Annotated in this window: 21 protein-coding genes; 12 read left to right on the top strand and 9 right to left on the bottom strand. The window is 30.3% G+C overall.

Annotated elements, in window-relative coordinates:
* Positions 1-93 precede the first annotated feature (93 nt).
* From QZ286_RS05060 to QZ286_RS05045, 4 genes are read left to right on the top strand one after another with little or no spacing between them, the layout of a single operon-like run.
* Positions 94-609, top strand: a complete 516-nt coding sequence (locus QZ286_RS05060; protein WP_291255890.1) for a hypothetical protein — start codon at positions 94-96, stop codon at positions 607-609.
* Positions 610-620: 11 nt separating this feature from the next.
* Positions 621-1,034, top strand: coding sequence for a M15 family metallopeptidase (locus QZ286_RS05055; protein WP_291255889.1), 414 nt, complete (start codon positions 621-623; stop codon positions 1,032-1,034).
* Positions 1,035-1,055: 21 nt separating this feature from the next.
* Positions 1,056-1,298, top strand: coding sequence for a hypothetical protein (locus QZ286_RS05050; protein WP_291255888.1), 243 nt, complete (start codon positions 1,056-1,058; stop codon positions 1,296-1,298).
* An 8-nt stretch (positions 1,299-1,306) separates the two neighbouring features.
* Complete coding sequence (locus QZ286_RS05045; RefSeq protein ID WP_291255887.1) at positions 1,307-1,774, top strand: holin family protein; 468 nt, start codon at positions 1,307-1,309, stop codon at positions 1,772-1,774.
* A gap of 122 nt (positions 1,775-1,896) precedes the next feature.
* On the opposite strand, the gene guaA is transcribed toward QZ286_RS05045, so the two are convergent.
* The gene (gene guaA, locus QZ286_RS05040) at positions 1,897-3,435 is read right to left on the bottom strand and encodes a glutamine-hydrolyzing GMP synthase (RefSeq protein WP_291255886.1); all 1,539 of its coding nucleotides are present in this window, start codon (positions 3,433-3,435) and stop codon (positions 1,897-1,899) included.
* Positions 3,436-3,508: 73 nt separating this feature from the next.
* Complete coding sequence (locus QZ286_RS05035; protein ID WP_291255885.1) at positions 3,509-4,336, bottom strand: Cof-type HAD-IIB family hydrolase; 828 nt, start codon at positions 4,334-4,336, stop codon at positions 3,509-3,511.
* A gap of 250 nt (positions 4,337-4,586) precedes the next feature.
* Here QZ286_RS05035 and QZ286_RS05030 point away from each other — a divergent pair, with 250 nt between their 5' ends.
* The 6 genes from QZ286_RS05030 (at position 4,587) to QZ286_RS05005 (ending at position 8,694) form a co-directional block, all read left to right on the top strand.
* On the top strand, positions 4,587-5,822 hold the full coding sequence (locus QZ286_RS05030; protein ID WP_291255884.1) for a hypothetical protein: 1,236 nt from the start codon (positions 4,587-4,589) through the stop codon (positions 5,820-5,822).
* Between the two features lie 143 nt (positions 5,823-5,965).
* Positions 5,966-6,265: a DUF134 domain-containing protein gene (locus QZ286_RS05025; RefSeq protein WP_291255883.1), complete on the top strand. Its 300-nt coding sequence runs from the start codon at positions 5,966-5,968 to the stop codon at positions 6,263-6,265.
* Entirely contained in the window at positions 6,255-6,635 is a 381-nt protein-coding gene (locus tag QZ286_RS05020; RefSeq protein WP_291255882.1) for a NifB/NifX family molybdenum-iron cluster-binding protein, read from the top strand. Before QZ286_RS05025 ends, QZ286_RS05020 begins: the two co-directional genes overlap by 11 nt.
* 17 nt (positions 6,636-6,652) lie before the next feature.
* Complete coding sequence (locus QZ286_RS05015) at positions 6,653-7,021, top strand: NifB/NifX family molybdenum-iron cluster-binding protein (protein WP_291255881.1); 369 nt, start codon at positions 6,653-6,655, stop codon at positions 7,019-7,021.
* A gap of 7 nt (positions 7,022-7,028) precedes the next feature.
* On the top strand, positions 7,029-7,859 hold the full coding sequence (locus tag QZ286_RS05010; protein ID WP_291255880.1) for an ATP-binding protein: 831 nt from the start codon (positions 7,029-7,031) through the stop codon (positions 7,857-7,859).
* Complete coding sequence (locus tag QZ286_RS05005; protein WP_291255879.1) at positions 7,849-8,694, top strand: ATP-binding protein; 846 nt, start codon at positions 7,849-7,851, stop codon at positions 8,692-8,694. Before QZ286_RS05010 ends, QZ286_RS05005 begins: the two co-directional genes overlap by 11 nt.
* Here the strand turns inward: QZ286_RS05005 and QZ286_RS05000 are convergent, their stop codons facing one another.
* The 6 genes from QZ286_RS05000 to QZ286_RS04975 form a co-directional block, all read right to left on the bottom strand.
* Complete coding sequence (locus QZ286_RS05000; RefSeq protein WP_291255878.1) at positions 8,695-9,582, bottom strand: NAD(P)H-dependent oxidoreductase; 888 nt, start codon at positions 9,580-9,582, stop codon at positions 8,695-8,697. It lies immediately after the preceding gene.
* Positions 9,575-10,234, bottom strand: a complete 660-nt coding sequence (locus QZ286_RS04995; protein ID WP_291255877.1) for a M48 family metallopeptidase — start codon at positions 10,232-10,234, stop codon at positions 9,575-9,577. The genes QZ286_RS05000 and QZ286_RS04995 overlap by 8 nt, the downstream gene beginning before the upstream one ends.
* Before the next feature lie 6 nt (positions 10,235-10,240).
* Complete coding sequence (locus QZ286_RS04990; RefSeq protein WP_291255876.1) at positions 10,241-11,341, bottom strand: choloylglycine hydrolase family protein; 1,101 nt, start codon at positions 11,339-11,341, stop codon at positions 10,241-10,243.
* A gap of 115 nt (positions 11,342-11,456) precedes the next feature.
* The gene (locus tag QZ286_RS04985) at positions 11,457-11,813 is read right to left on the bottom strand and encodes a YbaB/EbfC family nucleoid-associated protein (protein ID WP_291255875.1); all 357 of its coding nucleotides are present in this window, start codon (positions 11,811-11,813) and stop codon (positions 11,457-11,459) included.
* Positions 11,814-11,889: 76 nt separating this feature from the next.
* Entirely contained in the window at positions 11,890-13,608 is a 1,719-nt protein-coding gene (gene sppA / locus QZ286_RS04980) for a signal peptide peptidase SppA (RefSeq protein ID WP_291255874.1), read from the bottom strand.
* A gap of 72 nt (positions 13,609-13,680) precedes the next feature.
* Positions 13,681-15,027, bottom strand: a complete 1,347-nt coding sequence (locus QZ286_RS04975) for an AAA family ATPase (protein ID WP_291255873.1) — start codon at positions 15,025-15,027, stop codon at positions 13,681-13,683.
* Between the two features lie 149 nt (positions 15,028-15,176).
* Here QZ286_RS04975 and QZ286_RS04970 point away from each other — a divergent pair, with 149 nt between their 5' ends.
* Both QZ286_RS04970 and QZ286_RS04965 read left to right on the top strand, forming a co-directional pair.
* A complete protein-coding gene (locus QZ286_RS04970; protein WP_291255872.1) occupies positions 15,177-15,830 on the top strand; it encodes a murein L,D-transpeptidase catalytic domain family protein in 654 nt (217 codons plus the stop codon).
* Positions 15,831-15,953: 123 nt separating this feature from the next.
* Positions 15,954-17,144, top strand: a complete 1,191-nt coding sequence (locus QZ286_RS04965) for an MFS transporter (RefSeq protein ID WP_291255871.1) — start codon at positions 15,954-15,956, stop codon at positions 17,142-17,144.
* A 26-nt stretch (positions 17,145-17,170) separates the two neighbouring features.
* Here QZ286_RS04965 and raiA read toward each other — a convergent pair whose 3' ends face one another.
* Positions 17,171-17,719, bottom strand: coding sequence for a ribosome-associated translation inhibitor RaiA (gene raiA, locus QZ286_RS04960; RefSeq protein ID WP_291255870.1), 549 nt, complete (start codon positions 17,717-17,719; stop codon positions 17,171-17,173).
* Between the last annotated feature and the right edge of the window lie 40 nt (positions 17,720-17,759).

Raw genomic sequence — 17,759 nt, 5'->3', positions numbered from 1 at the left:
ATAAATTATAAAATTTATTTAGATTTTTTCAGTATAAAATATCAAAAAATAATCAAATGATCAATTATAAATTAAAAAAATTAGGAGGATAAAATGACACATATTTATGATAAAAATTTAAAGCATTTAATTACTTTAAACTATGATTATGAGGATTTTAAAACAAATCCTTCTCTTTACTATCCAGATTGGAAAACAGAATACTATGCGAGTCCAACGAAATATGAATATCCTATTTTAGATAATGAAGTTATAAGAGAAATGACTAGAGAAGAAAAAATACTTCAACTTGGAATGGTGGAATTACTGATAGATGGAGAGTACTTACAAGAGGGAAAAATTATCAAAGTTGAGTATGATGAAAGCTTAAATTACCATAAAAAAGCTTGGGACAAAATAAATCATATTTGGTATGAAGCAACAACACAAGCTGAGTTCACAGAGATGAGAGCTAAAAAAATACTAGAATACTCTAAATTAGAGCAAGATAAAAAAGTATTAGAAAACTCTAAGTTTAGTACTCAAGAAGAAATACAACTCTTGATAGAAAAAATGACAGCTTTAGAAAAAGAAATTAATGATATTGCTGATAAGATAAAAACTTTATAGGAGTGAAGATTATGTATAAATACAGTCAAAGAAGTTTAAAAAGATTAGAGGGGTTACATCCCAAGTTAAAAGAGTTTGCTATGGAGTTAATAAAAGTAACTCCTCACGATATTTCTATAACTTGTGGAGTTAGAACAGCAGAAGAACAAAATAGGCTATTTCAACAAGGAAGGACTATTCCAGGGAAAATTATCACAAAATGCGATGGTTATAAAATTAAATCTAAGCATCAAGTAAAAGCTGATGGATTAGGATATGCTTTTGATATAGCTGTCATTATAAATAATAAAGCCAACTGGGATAAAAGAATATTTAAAGAAGTAGCTGATTCAGCTAGAGAATTGATGAAAAAATATGATATTGAGTGGGGAGGAGATTGGAAAAATTTCAGTGATTATCCTCATTTTCAGTATAAAAATTCGTAAGTTTGCGAAAAAGGAGATTAAATGAAAAGATTAGTTAATATAGTAAATAAACTATTAGATCTTATTTTTAAAAGGAGCAAGAATGCAGAGAAACAACAAGATATTGAAATTAAAAAAATAGATGTATTTTCTAAAACATTGGCTTGTATTTTTATAGGAGTATTTTTTATGTGTGTATTAGCATCTATATTCCCATCCTTAGCCATAACGCCTTATTGGTTTGATATATTTGATAAGTTTATAAATTATCTTTTTACTAATTAGGAGGGAACATGGGAGAAATAATAAAAACAACGGGAGAAATAGCTGGGAATTTTATTTTGCTTATAGTTGATATCATTAAGATATTAGGAAATGGGATAACAATAGGATTAGGAAGTCTAATAGCTTTTATTTTCCTTGTTACAGGTGGACAAGATGATGCTATGAAAGTATTATTAATTTTAATGACTGTAGATTATCTATCAGGGGTTATTAAAGCTTTTATTACTTGTACAGCTAATTCTAAAGCTGGGATAATAGGTATTTTAAAAAAAATTATGATTATCCTAGTTATAGTATTAGCCTACCAATTAGATATTCTTTTTGATGGTAAACTGGCTATTAAAACTCTAGCTGTAGGAGTATTTATTTCAAATGAAGGATTGAGTATTTTAGAAAATGCTTCTATTTGTGGAATACCAATTCCTGAAAAATTAAAAAAAGTTCTTACTCAATACCAAGAATATAAGAAAAAATAATATAAAAACCCCTAGTTAAATTACTAGGGGTAAATTTTTAAAATATTGTCATTTTATTGTCAGAGCTATTTTTCAATATAAACCAATTCAATGAAATCAATGGTTAGTTTAAAAATCAGCTATTATTCCCACTCGATAGTTGAAGGTGGCTTAGATGAGATATCATAGGCCAATCTATTGATACCTTTAACCTCATTTAAGATTCTATTAGAAACTCTCTCTAAGAAGTCAAATGGTAAGTGTGACCAAGTAGCAGTCATAAAGTCAATAGTATTAGCAGATCTTAAAACTGCTGTATACTCGTAAGTTCTCTCGTCTCCCATTACTCCAACAGATTTTACTGGTAATAGTACAACAAAAGCTTGGCTTACTTTATTATATAGGTCAGCATTTCTTAGCTCTTCGATAAATATATCGTCAGCTTCTCTTAAGATATCAGCTTTTTGTTTATCAACTTCACCTAATATTCTAATTCCAAGTCCTGGTCCTGGGAATGGATGTCTGTCAACCATATGATCAGGAATTCCTAATTCTCTTCCAACTTTTCTTACTTCATCTTTGAATAACTCTCTTAATGGCTCAAGAAGTTTGAATTTCATATCTTCAGGAAGTCCACCAACATTGTGATGAGATTTTATTGTCATAGAAGGTCCTTTTACAGACATAGACTCAATAACATCTGGATAGATAGTTCCTTGTGCTAAGAACTCAACATCTGTTAATTTAGCAGCCTCTTCATCAAATACCTCAATAAACTCTTTTCCTATTATTTTTCTTTTTGTTTCAGGGTCAGATACTCCAGCTAACTTAGATAGGAATCTCTCTTCAGCATCTATACACTTGATGTTCATATGGAAGTTTTCTCCATAGATCTCCATAACTTTTTTAGCTTCATCTTTTCTTAAAAGTCCTGTATCAACAAAGATACAAGTTAATTGATCTCCAATTGCTTTATGAATAAGAGTAGCAGCAACAGAAGAGTCAACTCCTCCTGAAAGTCCTAATAATACTTTCTTATCTCCTACAGTCTCTCTAATATTCTTTATTGTTTCCTCTATGTAGTTACCCATAGACCAATTTTTTTCACAACCAGCTACATTAAATACAAAGTTTTTAAGAATTTGTGTTCCATATTCTGAGTGAGTAACTTCAGCATGGAATTGAATACAATAAGTATTGATATCTTTATTGTAAGTAGCAGCAACACATGAATCTGTATGCCCTATTTGGATAAATCCTGGTGCCATTTTAGTTACATGGTCATTGTGGCTCATCCATACTTTTGAGTTATTTGGAACATCTTGGAATAGAGGGCTATCAATCTCATCTATTACCAATTCAGCTTTTCCAAACTCTTGCTTGTCAGCTCTTGCTACCTCTCCACCCATTAAGTGAGTAGTCAATTGCATTCCGTAACAAATACCTAATACTGGTATCCCTTGTGCATATAGCTCCTTGTCTATAGTTGGTGCTCCTTCTAAATAAACAGAAGCAGGTCCCCCTGATAAAATTATTCCCTTTGGCTTTCTAGCAAGTATTTTGTCTAAAGGTTCAAAGTAAGGAACAACTTCAGCATAAACACCCATTTCTCTGACTCTTCTAGCAATCAATTGATTGTACTGAGAACCAAAGTCTAGTATAACAATACTATTTTCTTTCATTCTTACCTCCATATCTAAAATAAAGGGGTTAATTTTTCCCCTATTTGTGCTTAATTATTGCTTTTGATTATTTTTAAATTTTATCATATTTTACAATTTGTGTCAAAAAATATTTTTTTAAAAATTTTGCTACCCCATCATTATCATTGGTATCTGTCACATAGTTCACCTGTTCTTTTAAACCTAGATCAGAGTTACCCATAGCAACTCCATATTTTACCATTTTCAACATCTCCAAGTCATTTCTAGCATCTCCAAAAGCTACACACTCATCTAACGATATCCCATAACTTTTTAATACTCTTTCTAAAATCAACCCTTTATTTACATTTTTATTCAACACTTCAAATAGAAAGTTTTGAGATTTAGCTGTATAAACCTCGCCCTTAAAACTATTTTCTATATGTTTGCAGAACTCATTAAACTCTTGAGAGTTTGCCATATCTTGAATAGTTATCTTAGTCATATTATAGTCTTCAAAGCTTTTAAAATCCTTAGCTACAGGAGTTAGTCCCGTCATTTTAGAATAGTGTCTTGTTTCATCTCTATCCAATTCTTCTACAAACCAACAGTTATCCTGATATAGATTTATATGAAAATCTCTATCTTGAGCCAACTCTATGATTCTTCTAGCATATCTCTCCTCTAAGGGTAACTCCAATACAACCTCATCATTTCTATAGTTTACAACCTTTGCTCCATTGTATGCTATTACAAAACTATCCATATCCAGCATCTCAGCATATGGTTTGGCAGAGATATAGGTTCTTCCAGTCACAATGATAATCTTTACTCCCTTGCTTTCTAAAAGCTTTAAAATTTTTCTATTCTCTTGCGAAATCTTTTTATTAGAATCCAATAATGTTCCATCTAAATCCAATGCTACTGCTTTTATTTCCATTCTTTCACCTCTTACTGTATAGAATCTACATATTAATTATAATATGTAGAGTATAAAATATCAACAAGAGTTTTCCTTACACTATCTTTTTTATTAATAAAATCTAAATTTTTATAATTTTTTATAAAAATGATCAAAAAAAGTATAATTTTTGATGATATATCTATCTTTTTTTCATAAACCCTCTATACAGAAAACAAAAAATATTATATAATAACACTGTATTATATAACTATTAAGGGGGAGTATTATGTTCTTATCGCCAGAGGAAAAATTATTGGTATTAAGAAAAAAATATAAGATTACACAGGGAGAATTAGTAGGTGAGGATATCACCAGAGTTTTTTTAGGTATGATCGAAATTGGAAAGAGATCTCTTACTGAAAAAACTGCAAAAATATTATGTAAAAATCTACAAAACATTCTTCTCTCAAGAGGGATTAGAGAGGAGATATCTATCTCTAATCTAATGAAAACAAAAGAGGAGCAAGCTATTGAATTTCTTAACAATATGCTACTTAGTGAAATAGATATCAGCAATGAAAATCTTTGGATCATTGAGGAAGCTCTTTATGAGTTACAACACAAGGAGAGAGAGGAGTTTTGTGAAAAACTTTATCTAAGATTCAAAAATAGAAAAAGATATCTTTTAGCTAGAGATTATCTTTTAAAATCATTTCACGGTGTTAGAAAAATTAGAGATTTAAAGAATAAATTATTGGATATGTTCTTTATAAGTGAGCAACTACAAGATCCACAAGGAGCTATCTATATTTATAAAAAATTCTGTAACAATTTAGAGAAAAATAAGCATCCTCAAAAGTATGATGAGTTAGATTATGCTTATATCAAGGCTTTAATAGCTACTCAATGCTATGATGTTGCTCTAGAAACAACTAAGGCTCTTTTGAAAAAAAGTAAGGATGATGAGAGTATCTATGTTTTCAGAAACTTAATTGCTGAGATTTTAAATAAACAGGGAAATACTGAGGAATCAATAAAAGAGTATGCTTCTCTTGTAAAAGGAAGAGGAGAAAAGGAAAAGTGTCTAGGGTATAGCGAGATTATAAAGATAGCTATTGAAATAGATGATAAAGAAAATATAAAGAAATATTATGAAAAATGTAAACACAATCTAAGTGAGCAATCTGAATGTTCAATCGAGATGCTAGAGGTATTAAAAACTCTTGCTAATGGAGCTACGGTGCTAAACAAATTAAAAGATGCCAAGGCTTATTATTTAGAGGCTCTAGTAGTATCTAACTCTTTGGAGAATGTAGAAAATCAAAAGATATCTATCATCTCTGAACTTTTAGATATAGTTGATAAGAGTGATTTCTACTCTGTACAAAGTATTGAAAAAGAGTATTTAGAGATTGTAAAAAATAATAAAAACTATATTCCAGGAATAAAATTTCTAAAATATTATGAGAAATTTTTACCTCAAGAATTAAAAAATAAATTTGAACTATTTTTAAATCAATAATCAATTATATTCAAGGAAAAAAACTACTGATTACAGTAATTTTTTTCCTTTTTCTTTACCCAAATTTTTATTTACTTGACAAAGATAATTAAGAGGAGTATACTTTATTTGTGCATATGCACAAAATATATTAGGAGGATTTTATGCCAAGATGTAAAAAACAAAGATGTTGCCGTATCTTAGAAAATGAAAGAGTCTTTAAACCTGTAGGAGTTCCTCTCTTTGAGATGGAGATGGTTGAGATTGAGATAGATGAATTAGAAGCTGTTAGATTATGTGATTTTGAGAATAAGAGTCAGATTGAAACAGCTGAGATTATGAAAATCTCAAGAGGTACTGTACAAAGACTTTTGAGTTCTGGAAGAAAAAAGATATTAGATGGTCTATTACATCATAAAGCAATAAAATTAAAAAACACAGGAGATGGTTATAATGACAAATGAAATTTTAAGAGTGGGGTTCCCAACAAATGACGAAGTAAATGTAGAGGAGCATTTTGGTCATTGTGCTAAGTTTGTTGTATTCTCAATTGAAGATGGAAAAATAGTTAATAGAGAGGTTCTAGAAGCACCAGAACATGCACCTGGAGTATTCCCTAGATTCATAGCTGATAACAATATCAATGTAGTTATCACAGGTGGAATGGGACAAAGAGCTATTGATCTTATAAAAGAAAATGGTGGACAAGTAATATTAGGAGCTAGTGGAAATATTGCTAGTGTTTTAAAAGTATTCTTAGATGGAGCTCTATACTCTAAAGGATCTGCTTGTGCTCATCATCACCATGATGAAGGACACAAATGTGAACACTAATATTTAGGAGATGAACTATGAAGATTGCAATAGGACTTGAAGAAGAAAATTATGATTCTAAAGTTGATAAGAGATTTGGAAGAGCTGGATATTTCATTATTTTAGATGATGAGAGTAACCAATATGAGATAATTGAAAATGATGCCAAAGATGAAGTTACTGGTGCTGGATTAAAAGTTGTAAAAAAACTGGTCTCTCTTGGAGTTGAAGTGATAATTGCTGGGGAGATAGGACCTAAGGCTGAAACATTGATCGAAGAGTTTGAGATCCCTGTATATAAGCTTGGAGAGTATACTACTGTAGAAGAGGTATTGAAAAACTACCATGAGGGTAAACTTGAAAAACATCTGTTCTCATCACAATTTTCAGGTTTAAGAATGGCGTAGATGCCCTATGAAAATAGCTGTTTTAAGTGGTAAAGGAGGTACAGGTAAAACTACTTTCAGTAGTAGTTTTGCCTTTGTAACTAAATCTCTTCTAATAGATACAGATATAGAGGAACCAAACTCACATATCTTTTTAAAGGGAAAAACTTCTCAAGAGGTATCAATTTTCAATCACTTTCCAAAGGTTGATATGGAAAAATGTACTCTCTGTGGAAAGTGTGGTGATTTTTGTAGGTTTAATGCTATTATCCCTGCTAAAAATCGTGTTGTCATATTTGGTGAAAGCTGTCACGACTGTGGTGGTTGTCAGTTAGTTTGTCCTACAAATGCTATCTCTTGGGAGAAGAGAGAGATTGGAAAGATATTTGTAGAGAAGAGTTATTTTAATTCTGATCTACTCTATGGAAAACTAAACATTGGTGAGATGTCTGGAGTAAAGATTATAAAGGGACTTCACAGTATGGCAAAGGGTGAGGATATCATAATAGATTGTCCACCTGGTACCTCTTGCAACACTGTAAATGCCTTGGAAGGTAGTGATTTTGCTATACTAGTTACTGAACCTTCTCCTTTTGGATTGAGTGATATGAAATTGGTTGTTCAATTACTGCAAGATATGGAGATTCCTTTTGGAATAGTTATTAATAAAGCTGATGATGAGAACAGTGAAATTTTAGACTTTTGTGATAAAAACTCCATTGAGGTTTTAGGAGAACTTCCTTTTTCAAGAGAGGTAGCAAAATCCTATTCAGAGGGAAAAATAATTGCAGATGCTCTTCCCGACTCTCAAAAGATATTCAAAAATATTTTAAAAAAGGTGAAAGAGTATGGAAATTAAAGAGATTTTAGTTATTTCAGGAAAAGGTGGTACAGGTAAAACTAGTATTTCATCATCATTAGTTCCATATTTTAATAATCTAATTATTGCAGATTGTGATGTAGATGCTCCAAATTTAAAGATTCTTTTTAATCCAACTGAAGTAAGTGAAGAAAAGTTTTTTGGTATGAAAAAGGCTTTTTTAGACAGAGATAAATGTATAGATTGTGGACAATGTTATAAAGTTTGTAAATTTGATGCTATTGATAACCCTAAAAAATGTGAAGGGTGTGGAGCATGTGAATATATCTGCCCTGTCAATGCTATTACTATGAAAGAAAATCATTCAGGTAATATCTATGTTTCAGAGACTAAGTATGGAAAGATGGTTCATGCTACTCTCTTTCCTGGAGAGGAAAACTCTGGTAAATTGGTATCTCAAGTTAGAAAAAAAGCTAAAGAATTAGCAAAGAGTAGTAATTCTGAATACATCATATTAGATGGAGCTCCAGGAATAGCTTGTAACGTCATTAGCTCCTTGACTGGAGTAAAAAAGGTGGTTATTGTTACTGAACCAACTTTATCTGGACTCCACGATTTAGAAAGAGTAATCACTCTAGTTGAAGGATTTAGATTGAGACCATACTTCATTATCAATAAGTATGATCTATCCTCTGAAATCAGTGAGCAAATAGAGAAGTTTATCAGAGAAAAAGGATATGAAGTAGATGTAAAAGTCCCTTTTGATAAACAGATTATGGAAGCTATAAAAACAAAAGATATCCCTTCTATAAAAGCAAGAGATATCTTTAAAAATTGTGGATTTGAGAATCTAGTTACTAAATTAAAATCATAATTATCTAGCATTTAGTGAGAAAGCTTTTAAAATCTCTGTTTTAAGCTCTTCTCTCAATTGATTTAGATCTTTTTCAAAATTAGTCGAGGTAGGTTGTGGATATCTGTCATTCATAAACCTACCTAAATTTTTTACTCCCCACCAATCTGCTGTATCATCATCAAAAACTTTATAAGCTAACATATATCTATTCCATTTTTCATCTTCTATTCCTTTTCCGCCATCTATATAACCTCTTCCACCACCTAAATATCCACAGTTCATAATTGTAAACATAGATTTTCCAGCAAGTAAACCTCTATGCCCTTTCTCTCCCACTTCATAGGCAAAATTTCTAGAGAATACTCTCTCTTGATAACCTTTTACTATTGAGGTAGCAGAATCATGCCAATTTGGATAGATAAAAATTATATAGTCAGCTTTTTTTATAAGCTCCTGCTCTTTTGCTACATCTTCAGGAACACTGCCAATTCCATCTTTTTGTGAATAAAACTCATCAGGGTGTAATACTGGATTCCAATTCATATTATAAAGATCTCTCAATTCAACCTCTACTCCACTCTCCTCCAAAGATCTCATAGTAGTGTAAACCATATCATACATTATCGAATTTTTTCTCGGTTCCCCAACTATTACTATAGCTTTTTTACTATCACTATCTGTAAATCCATTGGGTGTATATTCTCTTATATAATTTTCTGCTACTACTGAAGCTGAAGTTATAGCATCTAATTTTGCTCTCTCCTCTTTAGAAAAAGTTGAAGAGTAGTCATTTGAATTTATTACTTTTACACTGACCTTTTTCTCCCCATACATATGATTATATAACCCTATTACACCTATTCCTAAAACTAACATTAGTGCTATACTTTTTAATTGACTATTCATCACTACTCTCCTTCAACAGTTTTCTTCTGATTTTCCAGTCTGGCATATATTTTTCTACAAAATCCCAAAAACTTTTTTGATGATGTGGATATGGTATGTGTGACAATTCATGTAAAACTACATACTCTATAATCTCTCTGCTCTTTTTATATAGCTGATAATTATATGTTATACTCCTATTTTTAGAATTACAAGATCCCCATCTAGTTTTCATATCTCTAAATTTTACAACTTCAGGAGTATAGCCTATCTTTTCACTAATATTCATAGTGAGTTCCATCATAAAAGGGCAAAAATTATCACAGATCCAAGTATTAATTAAAGTTTTTCTTTTCTCAAAGCTATTCTCTTTTAAATATATTATAAATTTATCATTTTTTAATTGACAATACTCTTTAGTAGAGTGTTGTATCTCTATTGTATATCTCTTTCCCAAGTAACTGAAAATCTCTCCGCTATCATACTGTACAATTTTTTTCTCTCTTTTTGTCAGAAGTTCTAACCTCTCCCTTATCCACTCCTCTTTTTCCTTCAATACCTTTTCTATATAGTAATTTGGAACATTTAAAGGAGCAGACACTAAAACTTCTCCCATATCATTAATTTTTATAATTATATTTTTTATTTTTTTCTTAGTTACCCTTACTTTCATTTTTAATTAGAAAACTAACTCCTCTATGCTCTCCTCTGGTTTTTTATCCAATGGATTAGCTTGATATTTTACAGTTGAGAAGTCAATTTTTTTCAAATCCACCTTTCTAATTTGACTGTTATACATAGTTTTATAATAAAACTCTCTATCATTTAAGCTACTGATTGCTGTCCATTGTGTTGCACTTGGAAGATCTTTCGGTATATATTGCTTATGCTCTTTTGAATATTCAACCCCTATTGGTATATCAAAGTTATTTAAAATATGAAAAGCTTCCTCTACTCCCTCTTTACTATTGTTTATTGGTTTTATAGTAGATAGGAAATAAAAAGCTCTTACAAATCTTGAAGGTGGAGTTATATCTCCTGGTAATCCTAAAGCTCCTGTTCCAGCTCCAAATGAGAATATTTTTTGCCCATTCAATTCATAGCTCTGTGCATTCCCTGCATAAGCATTGACATAGTTATTTAAGTTTTTTACATGCCACTCATAGTCTGGTGAATTTGAGATAACTCCAACTTTATTTTCATGAATTTTTACCTCACCGTTATTTACAATCTCTATTACTATATTTCCACCATTAGCATCTCCAACTCTCCAGTGTGCTGTTGGTAATGGATTACCCTTCTCATCAAGAGCTATATTAACTATTTTGATATCCTTTAATCCCTTCTTCAACTCCTCAACAGTAGAGAAATTAGAAAGAATCCAACTCACAAATTGCATATCAACAATAGATTTTTTAGCTGAACTTTTCTCATATTTTGCCAAACTTCCATAGTGTGGAAAATAGAAAAGTCCTGCATTCAGCCCAGCTTCATTTATCCCCTCTCCAATAAATAATTCATTTATCAAAGATGCACCTACAAAACCATATTTTGCTTTCCATTTATGTCCTTCAAATTTTCCCTCTGGTGTAAGTGATTGATACTCCTTTCCTCTTGGAGAGATTACCAATTTACTATTTAGATTTCCCTCTCCATACTCTATTGTTCTCCCCTGTATCATCTTATTATCCTCTGTCTTTACTGTAATTCCTGTACAAGCAAGTGCATTACTTGCTAAGATCAAGAAAATCCCCAATACAGTTTTTAAAAATTTTTTCATAATTCATCTCCTCCTAGTAAGTACGTTACTTATATTATACCATATTTTACTCAAAAGAAAAAAGGAGAAATAAACCTAGTGTTTATCTCTCCTAAAACTCCTGACCAAAACTGAATTAGAATAATCCTGGTATATTTATTCCACCAGTTACTTTTCCCATCTCATTTTCAGCTAACTCATCAGCTTGTCTCATAGCTTCTTTAACAGCAGAAACGATTAGATCTTCTAACATCTCTTTATCCTCAGCTGCCTCTTTAACTATATCATCAGTTAATTTAACTTCTAATAACTCTTTTTGTCCATTAACTCTTACAGTAACAGCTCCTCCACCAACTGAAGATGTTAACTCTTTCTCTTTAAGCCCTTCTTGAACTAAAAGCATTTGTTGTTGCATAGCTTGAGCTTGTTTTAATATATTCATTTGGCTTCCTGCACCTTGTGATGTTTTTCCACCTTTTAATTTTCTTACCATTATATTTTCTCCTCCTGATATTTTCGTTCCCTAAGAGTGATTATATCACATATTTATAGAATTTTCCAACATATTTCTAAATATTGTATGGAAAAAAGTAAATCGGTTTAAAATATAACTCTTTTTCATATGAGATACTTGAAATTTCCTTAAAAAATGTTTTAAATGGTATATATCCTTTGATAACACTATTTATACTTTCGCTCTCTACTATCTCCACACAGCTATAATTTTGTAAGTTTAACTCCTTAGCCAGTGATGAGATTGTATCTTCCAATCCTCCTATCTCATCTACTAAGCCCAACTCTTTTCCCTCTTCTCCTAACCACACTTTTCCTTGTGCTATTGTATGAACATAATTTCTATCCAGACCTCTTCCTTGTGCTACCACATCTAAAAACTCATTATACACCTTCACACTTGAGCCATATATCTTTTCCTCATCATCTGCTGTAAAATTTTTAGTTAATGAGAATAGATCTGAATACTCTCCCTTTTTTACACTCTCTACATTTACATCTATCTTTTTCATCATCTCATTAAAGTTTGGTATTAAACTAACCACCCCTATTGATCCTGTAATACTCTCTTTCTCAGCAAAAATCTTATTTCCGTTAGCTGCTATATAGTATCCCCCTGAAGCAGCCATTCCACCAATAGAAATATATACAGGTTTCTCCTTGCTAATCTCTTTTAATCTATTACTTATCAAATTTGAAGCTAAAGCTGATCCTCCTGGAGAGTTTATCCTCAATACAATTCCTTTGATAGAGCTATCTTTTTTAGCTTTTTCTAACTCATTAAAAATTCGAGCTGGAAAAACACTACTTCCAATTCCACCCTTCTCTCCATTTAAAACAATAGTCCCTTCAGCATATATTATAGCTATCTTGTCTTTTGAAATCTGAGTGTTCTCTTGATAGTTTGAAAGTGCTACTATCTTATCCTCTCCTATGGCTCTTTTTATCTCCTCTTCATAAGCAAACTCATCTATCAAATTAAATTTCTTCATTTGATATGGCTCTGAGAAAACAAAGTCACCAGCTAAAACTTTACTATCTATCAACTCTCTATTTACCTTTCTTCTATCAGAAATCTTATTGATAAAGTTGCTATATATCTTATCGTTTAATCTTACAATATTCTCTCTATACTCTTTAGACATTGTATTCTTAGTAAAATTCTCTCCATAAGACTTATAGTCTCCCACGTGGATAACATTGAATTTAACTCCCAATCTATCTGCAAGTCCCTTATAATAAGCTAATTGGCTGTAGTACCCAGTTATATTTACATTTGCACTCATTGTTCCAGGCATATAAATTTCACTTCCATGTAGAGCTAATGAGTAGTTTCTATTGTTCATCTCCACACCATAAACTACCACTCTTTTTCCACTCTCTCTCAACCTATCCAATCTACTTCCCAATTCCTCTATCTGAGCTCTATCTAAAGATAGATTATCCACCTTTAACAAAACTCCATCTATCTTTTCATCTCTATTTATACCATCTAATTTTGTTAAAAGTGAGTAAAAATTACTCTCTCCATCTAATAAAAATTTAGGTAGATTCTCCAATCTTTCAGGATACTCCTTTCCTAGATCAATCTCTACATAGCTCCCATTTTTAATTACACTCTCGCTCTCTTTAGATGAGTATTTTAACACACCTCCTAGTATAGTTGCTATCACAATCAACACTAAGAAAAACTTTATTATAAAAGAGAAAAGCTCTTTTATAACAAAAAGTAAAACCTTCAACAAAAAATTTTTTATCGCTTTTAAAAATTTCATAAATTACCACCTTTCATTTCCATTTTATAATATCAAGATTTATACATTTAGTCAAATAAAATGAAAGTAAATCTATGAAAATATCTTCCTAATCTTTATCTCCAATCTTTTAGGTATTACATACTTAGAATCTGTCACTGTTTTCAGTGCATAAAAAGGCTTATTTTTATAATTTTTTCTCTCTCTATTCTCCTGATATATCTCCTCTTCAATATCATTTTCAAACTCTACCCAAGTACCAATCTCTTTGTTCACACTATTTTTTATAGTTTTATTTTTCTGTTTAGAATTCTCTATCTCCTCTGGAGTTCTCCAAAAATGATTATCCTTATCATACACAGCTACATATGGTATCTTAAACACATTTAAAAGTTTTATAAACTGTGGAATTAGACTTTTACTACCACATTCCAATATAGAGTAGTCATATTTATATATTCCCAATCTTTTAGAGAGATATCCCAGTACAATTTTATCTGTCTGTCCCTCTACCAAGATAACCTTCTTAGCAAAGAAAAGTTCTCCTCTATCAGGATTTATCCAGTAGTTCATATTAAAATTTTTGATCTCATCTCCTGAAAATAAGAAACCTTTAAATTGAAATACCTTTGTTCCAATGCTCTCTTCCTTTCTCACAATACATATAGATTTATACATATATAAGTTGATAAAATTACTTGAGTGGGTAGTCACATATATCTGACAACCTAGTTTAGTCAATAGACACATATTTTCAAAAAGTTCTTTCTCTTTTTGTGGATGTAAATATAGCTCTGGTTCTTCAAATATTACAAGTGAGTTGTCTAATAATGAGTGTTTTTTCTTTTTGGAGTAGATAGCCAAAGATCTAAAAATTTCAAATATCAAATTTCTATACAAGCCTCTGCTCACATAATCACTCTGCAACTTATTAAAGGTATCTATCATCTCATCTATTGTTTCAGGTCTATTTATTTTCTTGCTCTCAAGTATATTTAATAACGAGTTGATAAAAAAACACGACTGCTCTCTATCAGAAAAAGACGGAATATAGAGCAATGGGGTGCTCTCTGTTATTGTAATATACTCTTTTTCACTTATTCTATTCCACCTGTTATCCACTAAAACAAAGTATCTAGCTTCCTCTTCTAAATTTTTCTCTACTTTTAACCAGATATTTTTATTCGACACATCTATATTTTTTAAATGAAAAGTTTTATTATAGTAGTTATAAAATCTTCCCTCTATGATTAGTGGTTGCTCCTCATCTCTAATATCTTTGGATCTAAAATTTCTATATCCTAAAAAAAACATAATTGCAGACATAATACTAGATTTTCCACTGTTGCTCTGTCCTATAAAAAGCATCAAATTTTCAAATTTTATCTCTGTTTCATCTATACATTGCCAATTTTTAATTTTTAACTTTTTTAAATACATAGCCACTCCCCCATACTGTATTTGTACTATTAATAGATTATACCACATAAAATAACAATTGCTAATCTCTTTCTATTTTTGTTGACTTTTTGAGAAAAAATAAATATAATTTTTATAATGGATTATATTATTTGAGGTGAGAACAAAAAGTGTTAAAGAAAATCATTTTAGGCTTGACATTATTGGGATCGGTAACTTTTGGATTGGATTTGAAAAGTGAAGAGAGTATTAGGGAAGTTTATAAAAATCTTAAACTTGAAGATAAATTAGAGTATTCTACATTTTTAAAAGCTATTCATGGATATAATAAGATTGCAGATAAAAAAGAGGGATATATAACAATTGTAGATTTTTCTAAACCTTCAAATGAAGAGAGATTTTTTGTAATAGATCTAGAAAATAGTAAGGTGGACTTCTTAACTTATGTCACTCATGGAAAAAACACAGGTTTAGATACTGCTATAAAATTTTCTAACAAAAGAAATTCATACCAAAGTTCTTTGGGATTTTATCTAACTGATAATACTTATATGGGAAGTAATGGCTACTCACTTAGATTAAGAGGCTTAGAACCTGGTATTAATTCAAATGCTTTAGATAGAAATATTGTTGTTCATGGAGCTGATTATGCCACTAAGGAGTTTATGAATAAATATGGATTTTTAGGAAGAAGTCTCGGTTGTCCTGCTATTCCTGAAGAGATCTCTAAAGAGGTAATAGATTATATAAAGGGTGGTACTGTACTTTATATCAATGGAAATGATGAAAATTACTTACAAAATAGTACATATGTAAAATTATAAAAAATTAAAGAATTGTGGAATTTATAAAGAATTTTGAAATAGAATCACTCTACTCAATATCTTGATATATGAAGCAATTCTTATTTTTTATACAATTAATAATATAAAGGGGAGAATAGATCTATGGAGAATTTAAAAAACAAACTTATTTTTCCACTTGGCTTAATCATTGCTACTATCGGAAATATTACTTTCAATTTTGCTACCAATCTATATCTTTTAGAAAAAACTGAAAAAGGAATTATTTTAGCTACAAATGTTGCTTTTTCTATCTTACCTCTAGTCATCACTGCACCATTTTTAGGAAAATTAATTGATAAAATAGTTCATAAGAAACATTTAATCATCTTAGCTAATACCCTAAATCTCCTTTTGATGTTAATTTTATTTTTTTCTTGGGAAAAATTTAATATGCTTTATCTAATTTATAGTGGTATTCTTTTAAATAACTTTTTTTCATTTTTAGTCTATCTCACTTTTGAGGCAAGTATTCCATTATTATTTTCTCAAAATTGGTTGATAAAAGCTAACTCTATCTATTCCACTATAAACTCTGTCTGTGGAGTTTTAGCTCCTATTATCGGTGGATTTCTATACTCATTTTTAAAAATTCAATCTATCTTAATTTTAAATATTTTTTGTCTTTTTATAGTAATCATTACTAATTTTTTCTTAACCTTTAGTAATAAAAATATTGAAGAGAGTGAGAAAACTTTAGAAAGTACTGCAGATAAAAGTAATGATCTACTTAAATTAATTGTTATCACAGGAATTATTTTTAACATTGGATATGGTCTTACTTTTTCAGTTACTATTCCATATCTAATAAATAAAGTATTTCAAATTGATAGTAAAATTTTTGGTATCATACAGAGTTGTTTCTACATTGGTATGATCTTTGGTGCAAGTCTATTTGCATTAAGAGTCAAAAATATTGCTCTTTCATATTTTTCAAAGATCTTTTATAAATTAGGTGGAATTTTTTTACTATTTTCTCTTCCTATCTTTATATCTTTAGATTTAAAATTCACTACAGCTATCTATATAGTAGCTATGCTTCTCTTTGGAATACAAGCTTCCTTTTTTGATGTTGGTCTAACATCTTTTATTCAAAAAGAGATACCTCAAAATCTTTTAGGAAAATATTTAGGAATTTTTATAAGCTCTAGTAAACTATTTTTTCTTTTAAGTATTTTTATTTCAGGAATAATTATAGATTATCTAAGTTATAAGTCTATATTTTTAATTGGAGCATCACTATTTGTCATTACAGCTCTACTAATAAGTATCATAGCTAAAAAGAGACTACCTTAAGGTAGTCTCTTATATTTATCTATCTATTATTTAGACGGTTGGATATGTCCATAATCTCCATCTTTTCTCTTATAAACTATATTCATCTCTCCTGTTTCAGCATTTGTGAATGGGAAGAAAACTTTATTTAATATCTCTAATTGAAGTATAGCCTCCTCTACATCCATTGGCTTAGGTGGTAGATACACCTTTACAACATTTACAGCTGCCTCTTTCTCAACTGTACTTGTTTCTGGGTCATACTTAACTTTTCTAATCATTGGTTCTCTTGATTGAACTGCATCTCTTATTTTAGCCTTATGTTTTTTCAATTGTCCCTCTAAAATATCTGAGACTTGGTCAATAGCTGCATATAGATCTACATCTGTACAAGAAGCTTTTACTGTACTTCCACCAAGATATGCTAGAACCTCTACTGTATGATAATTACCAGTTTTTAATTTTACCGCTGATAAATTAATAGCCAATTCTATTATTCCATCGTGATACTTTTCAACCCTCCCTAGTTTAGTCTCTGCATAATTTTTGATCGCATCAGTTATAACTAATTGTTTTCCATGGATAGTCATTTTCATAATACCACTTCCTTGTTGTATCTTTGTTTTGTTACTTTAT

The sequence above is a fragment of the Fusobacterium sp. genome (assembly GCF_019012925.1).
Lineage (GTDB): Bacteria > Fusobacteriota > Fusobacteriia > Fusobacteriales > Fusobacteriaceae > Fusobacterium_A.
The sequence above is the reverse complement of the archived record's forward strand: the minus strand, read 5'-3'. Positions and strand labels throughout refer to the sequence as shown.

Excerpts from the sequence above, each read along its gene's own strand:
- QZ286_RS04975 (WP_291255873.1), bottom strand. The coding sequence starts at position 15,027 with ATGTATTTAAAAAAGTTAAAAATTAAAAATTGGCAATGTATAGATGAA.
- QZ286_RS04990 (WP_291255876.1), bottom strand. The coding sequence starts at position 11,341 with ATGAAAAAATTTTTAAAAACTGTATTGGGGATTTTCTTGATCTTAGCA.
- QZ286_RS05055 (WP_291255889.1), top strand. The coding sequence starts at position 621 with ATGTATAAATACAGTCAAAGAAGTTTAAAAAGATTAGAGGGGTTACAT.
- QZ286_RS05045 (WP_291255887.1), top strand. The coding sequence starts at position 1,307 with ATGGGAGAAATAATAAAAACAACGGGAGAAATAGCTGGGAATTTTATT.
- QZ286_RS05020 (WP_291255882.1), top strand. The coding sequence starts at position 6,255 with ATGACAAATGAAATTTTAAGAGTGGGGTTCCCAACAAATGACGAAGTA.
- QZ286_RS05010 (WP_291255880.1), top strand. The coding sequence starts at position 7,029 with ATGAAAATAGCTGTTTTAAGTGGTAAAGGAGGTACAGGTAAAACTACT.
- QZ286_RS05030 (WP_291255884.1), top strand. The coding sequence starts at position 4,587 with ATGTTCTTATCGCCAGAGGAAAAATTATTGGTATTAAGAAAAAAATAT.
- QZ286_RS04965 (WP_291255871.1), top strand. The coding sequence starts at position 15,954 with ATGGAGAATTTAAAAAACAAACTTATTTTTCCACTTGGCTTAATCATT.
- QZ286_RS04985 (WP_291255875.1), bottom strand. The coding sequence starts at position 11,813 with ATGGTAAGAAAATTAAAAGGTGGAAAAACATCACAAGGTGCAGGAAGC.
- QZ286_RS05060 (WP_291255890.1), top strand. The coding sequence starts at position 94 with ATGACACATATTTATGATAAAAATTTAAAGCATTTAATTACTTTAAAC.
- raiA (WP_291255870.1), bottom strand. The coding sequence starts at position 17,719 with ATGAAAATGACTATCCATGGAAAACAATTAGTTATAACTGATGCGATC.
- QZ286_RS05050 (WP_291255888.1), top strand. The coding sequence starts at position 1,056 with ATGAAAAGATTAGTTAATATAGTAAATAAACTATTAGATCTTATTTTT.
- QZ286_RS05015 (WP_291255881.1), top strand. The coding sequence starts at position 6,653 with ATGAAGATTGCAATAGGACTTGAAGAAGAAAATTATGATTCTAAAGTT.
- QZ286_RS04995 (WP_291255877.1), bottom strand. The coding sequence starts at position 10,234 with ATGAAAGTAAGGGTAACTAAGAAAAAAATAAAAAATATAATTATAAAA.
- QZ286_RS05005 (WP_291255879.1), top strand. The coding sequence starts at position 7,849 with ATGGAAATTAAAGAGATTTTAGTTATTTCAGGAAAAGGTGGTACAGGT.
- sppA (WP_291255874.1), bottom strand. The coding sequence starts at position 13,608 with ATGAAATTTTTAAAAGCGATAAAAAATTTTTTGTTGAAGGTTTTACTT.
- QZ286_RS05035 (WP_291255885.1), bottom strand. The coding sequence starts at position 4,336 with ATGGAAATAAAAGCAGTAGCATTGGATTTAGATGGAACATTATTGGAT.
- QZ286_RS05000 (WP_291255878.1), bottom strand. The coding sequence starts at position 9,582 with ATGAATAGTCAATTAAAAAGTATAGCACTAATGTTAGTTTTAGGAATA.
- guaA (WP_291255886.1), bottom strand. The coding sequence starts at position 3,435 with ATGAAAGAAAATAGTATTGTTATACTAGACTTTGGTTCTCAGTACAAT.
- QZ286_RS05025 (WP_291255883.1), top strand. The coding sequence starts at position 5,966 with ATGCCAAGATGTAAAAAACAAAGATGTTGCCGTATCTTAGAAAATGAA.